The organism is Mitsuaria sp. TWR114, assembly GCF_007997345.1.
The window spans coordinates 1-5,909 of record NZ_VOSR01000306.1 but is presented as its reverse complement, the minus strand read 5'-3'; the positions used below and the strand labels follow the sequence as shown (position 1 = coordinate 5,909).

At 71.6% G+C, this 5,909-nt stretch carries 4 protein-coding genes; 3 read left to right on the top strand and 1 reads right to left on the bottom strand.

Features of this window, described 5'->3' with window-relative positions; genetic code table 11:
- Positions 1-214: 214 nt before the first annotated feature.
- Positions 215-1,195 carry an aldo/keto reductase gene (locus FUT87_RS12645; protein WP_147241242.1) on the bottom strand — a complete coding sequence of 327 codons (981 nt, stop codon included), beginning with the start codon at positions 1,193-1,195 and terminating at the stop codon, positions 215-217.
- Between the two features lie 124 nt (positions 1,196-1,319).
- Here FUT87_RS12645 and FUT87_RS12640 point away from each other — a divergent pair, with 124 nt between their 5' ends.
- The 3 genes from FUT87_RS12640 to FUT87_RS12630 all read left to right on the top strand — a co-directional run bounded on the left by FUT87_RS12640 (position 1,320) and on the right by FUT87_RS12630 (position 5,759).
- Positions 1,320-3,116, top strand: coding sequence for an alkaline phosphatase (locus tag FUT87_RS12640; RefSeq protein WP_147241241.1), 1,797 nt, complete (start codon positions 1,320-1,322; stop codon positions 3,114-3,116).
- A 155-nt stretch (positions 3,117-3,271) separates the two neighbouring features.
- A complete protein-coding gene (locus FUT87_RS12635; protein ID WP_147241240.1) occupies positions 3,272-4,648 on the top strand; it encodes an FAD-dependent monooxygenase in 1,377 nt (458 codons plus the stop codon).
- A 55-nt stretch (positions 4,649-4,703) separates the two neighbouring features.
- Positions 4,704-5,759: a sterol desaturase family protein gene (locus FUT87_RS12630; protein ID WP_147241239.1), complete on the top strand. Its 1,056-nt coding sequence runs from the start codon at positions 4,704-4,706 to the stop codon at positions 5,757-5,759.
- Positions 5,760-5,909 lie beyond the last annotated feature (150 nt).

The following is a 5,909-nucleotide window of genomic DNA, read 5'->3' as shown; positions in this document are numbered from 1 at the left end:
GGGCCAGCGCGACGGCGGCACACAGGCTCGGCAGCAGGGGCAGGGCACGTCGTCGCAGCATCGCCGGGGATGCTAGCGGCGCCCTTCTCCGCGGTTGCGGCAGCGGCGCGACAGACGAGCCCCGTCAATGGGGGGCTTGGCGGGCGGTGTGCGGATAAACCCCGACGACGACGCGCCGCGACGCGGCGGGCACGCCTGGCGAGGCGGCCCGGGCCTACTTCGCCAGCGGGAGCGTGATGGCGTCGATGCGCGCGAGGATCTCCGGCGTGAGCCGCGGCGTGACGGCCAGCGCGCCGAGGTTGTCCTGCAGTTGCGAGAGCCGGCTCGCGCCCAGGATCACCGTGGAGACCCGCGGGTTGCGGTTGATCCAGGCGATGGCCAGCTGCGCCAGCGTGCAGCCCAGTTCCTGCGCGATCGTGGCCAGCTCGCCGACGGCGGCATTGCGCTGTGGCTCCTGCAGCTGCTCGCGCAACCAGGACATGCTCTCCATCGCGCCGCGGCTGCCCGCCGGGATGCCGTCGCGGTACTTGCCGGTCAGCAGGCCCGATGCCAGCGGGCTCCAGGTCGTCAGGCCCAGGCCGATGTCCTCGTACAGGCGGGCGTATTCCTTCTCGACGCGCTGGCGGTGGAACAGGTGGTACTGAGGCTGCTCCATCACCGGCTTGTGCAGGTGGTGGCGCTCGGCGATGTCCCAGGCGGCGCGGATCTCGTCGGCGCTCCATTCGCTGGTGCCCCAGTACAGCGCCTTGCCCTGCGTGATCATGTCGCTCATCGCGCGCACCGTCTCCTCGATGGGCGTGTGCGGGTCGGGGCGGTGGCAGTAGACCAGGTCGATCTCGTCCAGGCCGAAGCGCTTGAGCGAGCCATCGATGGCCTGCATCAGGTACTTGCGGTTCAGCGTGTCCTTGTAGTTGACGGTCGTGCCCGACTTGTCGATGCCCCAGTAGAACTTGGTCGAGACGACGTAGGTGTGGCGGCCCCAGCCCAGCTGGCGCAAGGCCTGACCCATGATCTCCTCGCTCTTGCCCAGCGCGTAGGCCTCGGCGTTGTCGAAGAAGTTGATGCCGGCGTCGCGCGCGGCGGCCAGCATCTCGACGGCCGAGCCGGTGTCGACCTGGTTGTGATACGTCACCCAGGAGCCCAGGGACAGTTCGGACACCTGCAGGCCGCTGCGGCCGAGTCGACGGTATTGCATGCGCTTTTCCTCGTGCGTGGTTCGGGTCGGGGCGCAAGGGTAGCGGACGCACCGCGGGCTGGCCGCGCGGCATGCCGAATGCCCCGGAGGGCGGGGACGGCTTGTGCGAGAGGCGGCACCGACCATGACCAAGACACCCCTGCTCAACTGGATCAAGAAGGACGAGGCCGCCTCGCCGGCGGAGACCGTCGACCACGCCCGCCGCCAGCTGGTGCGCGGCGCGCTGGCCGCCGGCGCGCTGGCCGGGCTGCCGTTGGCCGGCTGCGGCGGCGGAGATGGCGGCGGCGATGGCGGGGACGACGGCGGCCCGCGCGTCGCGGTCGTGTTCAGCCACGGCGTGGCCAGCGGCGATCCCTTGAGCGATCGGGTCATCCTCTGGACCCGTGTGCTGGCGCAGGACGCCGCCGACACGCGCGACGTGCCGGTCACCTGGGAGGTGGCCAGCGATGCCGCCTTCGGCACCCTCGTGGCCAGGGGCAGCGCGACCGCGCGCGCGGCCGGCGACTTCTGCGTCAAGGTCGATGCCACCGGCCTGCAGCCGGGCACGCGCTACTGGTACCGCTTCAAGGCCTACCAGGCGGTGTCGACCGTGGGCCGCGCGAAGACGCTGCCCACCGGCGACGTCGCGCAGGCGAAGCTGGCGGTGTTCTCTTGCGCCAACTATCCGACCGGCTACTTCAACGTCTATGCCGAGGCCGCCAGGCGCGCCGAGGCCGAGGGCTACGACCTCGCCGTGCACCTGGGCGACTACCTCTACGAATACGGCCCTGGCCAGTACGCGAGCGGCAACGCCCAGGCGCTGGGCCGGGTGGTCGAGCCGCAGCAGGAGATCGTGGTCCTGGCGGACTACCGGCGCCGCTACGCGCAGTACCGCTCGGACGCCGACCTGCAGCGGCTGCACGCGCTGCTGCCGATGATCGCCGTGTGGGACGACCACGAGATCGCGAACGACGCCTGGCTGGGCGGCGCGCAGAACCACCAGCCGGCGACCGAGGGCGACTTCGCCGCGCGCCGGGCCGCCGCGGTGCAGGCCTGGCACGAGTGGCTGCCGGTGCGCGATGATGCCGATCCGCTGACGACCTACCGCGGCTTCGACTTCGGCTCGCTGATGTCGCTGCACATGCTGGATACGCGGGTGATCGCGCGCAGCGAACAGCTGGACTACGCGGACTACCTCGGCGTCTCGGGCCTGGACAGCGGCCGCTTCCAGGCCGACATGGCCCGCGCCGACCGCACGCTGCTGGGCGCGACGCAGGACCAGTGGCTGCAGGCGCGCCTGCAGGCATCGACGGCGACCTGGCAGGTGCTGGGGCAGCAGGTGCTGATGGGCCGGATGGACATCCCGTCGCCGATCCTCTTCGAGGCCAATGCGCCCGGCACCGGCGTGACCGTGTCGCAGTACGCGGCCATCGTCGCCAAGGCGCAGAACGACCCGGCCAGCCTGACGCCGCAGGAGCAGGCGGTGCTGAACGCGCCCAGCCTCCCCTACAACCTCGATGCCTGGGATGGTTACCCGGTCGCCCGCGAGACGCTGCTGGGCGCGGCGCGCCAGCTCGACAAGAACCTGGTCGTGCTGGCGGGCGACACCCACAACGCCTGGGCCAACGACCTGCTGGACGGGGCCAACCGCCAGGTCGGAGTCGAGTTCGCGACTTCCTCGGTGACCTCGCCGGGCTTCGAGGAGTACCTGCCCAACGAGGACCCGCAGCAGCTTGCCGGCGCGCTGACGCAGCTGATCGGACCGCTGGTCTACGCGGACACCTCGCGACGCGGCTACATGGTGATCACCGCCACGGCGGCCGAGTGTCGCTGCGACTGGATCTTCGTCAGCACCATCCTGAGCCGCGACTACACCGCGTCGCTGGCGCAGTCGCTGCGCACCTTGCCGGGCGCGGGACAGCGCAGGCTGGTCGCGGTGTGACCGGCGGCCGTCGCCCGGTCGCGGGCCTTCGCGCGCCGATGCGCGCTGGCGCAAGCCGCTGCGATCCCGCCGAGCCACGGCGAAAGGGCCGGCGCTATAGTCGTCCGCAGCCGGCCGCCTGACGCGGCCGGCACCAGTTTTCCCGGGTCGACGTCATGTCCCAAGCTCCAGACTCCGCCGCTCATTCCGCCTCGACGGCGCCCGATGCCTTCGACGCCGCCTTCGACGGCCAGGCCCCGCCGCTGCGTCTGGCCGTGATCGGCGCCGGACCGGCCGGGCTCGCGCTCGCGCTGCTGGCCGCGCGTTACCTGCCGCAGGCGCAGGTGAGCCTCTTCGACGCCCGGCCGCTGGAGCGCGATGTCTCCGGCGATCCGCGCACGCTGGCGCTGTCGCTGGGCAGCATGCAGCTGCTGCAGCGCCTGCGCGTGTGGCCGGCGGCGCAGGCGCAGCCGATCCGCGAAGTCCATGTGAGCCAGGCGCCGCCGACGCTCTCCAGCCCCTGGTTCGGTCCCTCGGGCGAGCCCGAGGTCCGCATCAGCGCCGCCGAGCAGGCGGTGCCGCAACTCGGCGCGGTGCTGGCCTACGGCCAACTGGTCGCGCCGCTGCAGGCCGCCTGGCAGCAGGCCAGCGCGCTGGAGCCGCGGCGGCTGGTCAGCCGCTTCGGCCAGGCGGTGGACGGCCTCAAGCAGGACCGGCCGGACGAGATCGAGATCGATGCCGGCATCGCCGAGCGCTTCGACCTGGCGGTGGTGGCCGAGGGCGGCGTGTTCTCCGAGCAGGCCCGCAAGTCGCTGACGCGCGACTACCGGCAGAACGCCTGGGTGGGCACGGTGACGCTGGCGCCGGACAGCCCGGTGGGCGTGGCCTATGAGCGTTTCACGCGGCGCGGGCCGCTGGCGCTGCTGCCGCTGCCCGACCGCGACGGCCAGCGCCGCGCCGCGCTGGTCTGGTGCCAGCCGCAGGACGAGGACGAGGTCGAGGGCCTGAGCGACGCGCAGCGGCTGGCGGTGATCCAGCAGCAGTTGCCGGATCGCGTCGGCCGCCTGCTGGGCATCAGTCCGCTGAAGTGTTTCCCGCTCGGCCTGAATGCCGAACGCACGCTGGTGGAGGGCCGCCGCATCCGCATCGGCAACGCGGCGCAGACGCTGCATCCGGTGGCGGGGCAGGGCCTGAACCTGGGACTGCGCGACGCCTTCGCGCTGGTCGAGGCGCTGCGGCGCGATCCGCAGGTCGACCAGGCGCTGCGGCGCGTCAAGCCGGGCGACATCCTGATGGCGCACCTGGGCATCTGGTCGCGCCAGGACCCGTGGGCGCCGGCGGTGCTGGAGCCGCTGCTGCAAGGCTTGAAATCCCGGGGCATGTGCTTCGCGCCCTTGCGCGATCATCCGGATTACGTCGCCTGGATGCGCCGGCCGCAGGAAGCGGTCGCGAAGGCGGCCGCGAGCGGCGTGCCGGTTGGCGTTCCGGCGGGCCTGCCGGTCGTGCCGGCGACCCCCGGGCCCGCGGGGCCGAAGGACGCCCTGAAGCGCTGAGGCGCGCGGGCGGCACGGACGCGATCCACCGATTCATGGAAGGACCGACAGCGTGATGGACTGGCTCACCGATCTGTTCGCACAGGCGCAGCAGGCGCTGTTCGAGAGCGTCATTCAACCGGTCGTCTTCCACCTGGGCTACGGCAACCTGCTGGAGGACGCGTTCGACGCGACCGGCTGGCTGCTGGTGGGCCTGATCCAGATCGTCGTGATGCTGGCGGTGATCGGCTCGCTACAGCGCTGGCGGCCCGCCGAGGCGGTTACCGATCGCGACGCGATCCGCATCGACATCGTCTACACGCTGATCCAGCGGCTGGGCGTGTTCCGGCTGGCGATGTTCTTCTCGCTGGATCCGGTGGTCGACAGCCTGGTCGGCGAGATGCGCATGCTCGGCCTGCCGTCCTTCCAGCTCGACGCGATCTGGCCTGGCGTCACCGACCAGGCCTGGGTCAGCTTCGTGCTGTACCTGGTGGCCTTCGACCTGCTGCAGTACTGGCTGCATCGCGCGCAGCATTCATGGCACTGGTGGTGGGCGCTGCATGCGCTGCATCACAGCCAGCGCCAGATGACGATGTGGAGCGACAGCCGCAACCACCTGCTGGACGACCTGCTGATCGACAGCGCGGTCGCGCTGACCGCGGTGCTGATCGGCGTCGGGCCCGGCCAGTTCGTCGCGCTGGTCGCGATCTCGCAGCTGCTGGAGAACCTGCAGCATGCCAACCTGCGGCTGAGCTTCGGCGCGATCGGCGAGCGCCTGCTGGTGAGCCCGCGTTTCCACCGCCTGCATCACTCGATCGGCATCGGCCATGAAGGCTTCGGTCGCGGCACGCTGGGCGGCCACAACTTCGCGGTCATGTTCCCGATCTGGGACGTGCTGTTCCGCACCGCCAACTTCGAGGACCGCTGGGACCCGACCGGCGTGCGCGACCAGTTGCCGGAAGAGGGCGGCCGCGACTACGGCCGCGGCTTCTGGGCCCAGCAGTGGCTGGGGCTGAAGCGGCTCGCCGGACGTGACAAGATCGCGGCCGCGCCCGGAGGCGGCGCCCTGCCGCCCGGCGGCGCGACGATGGACATCGCCGGCCAGGCGCCGGCTGGAGGGAACCAGGGATGATCAAGCCGATGAGCCGCATCGCGGACGCGTTCTGGCGGGCGGCCGCGTACTGCCTGCATCCGCGGGTGATCGGCCTGTCGCTGCTGCCGCTGATCGTGTCGGCGCGCTCGCGTTCGGGCTCGGCTACTTCTTCTGGGAAGCCGCCGTCGC

What these genes read in the sequence shown, in the direction of transcription:
- FUT87_RS12645 (WP_147241242.1), bottom strand. Translation starts at nt 1,195, where the DNA reads ATGCAATACCGTCGACTCGGCCGCAGCGGCCTGCAGGTGTCCGAACTG.
- FUT87_RS12640 (WP_147241241.1), top strand. Translation starts at nt 1,320, where the DNA reads ATGACCAAGACACCCCTGCTCAACTGGATCAAGAAGGACGAGGCCGCC.
- FUT87_RS12635 (WP_147241240.1), top strand. Translation starts at nt 3,272, where the DNA reads ATGTCCCAAGCTCCAGACTCCGCCGCTCATTCCGCCTCGACGGCGCCC.
- FUT87_RS12630 (WP_147241239.1), top strand. Translation starts at nt 4,704, where the DNA reads ATGGACTGGCTCACCGATCTGTTCGCACAGGCGCAGCAGGCGCTGTTC.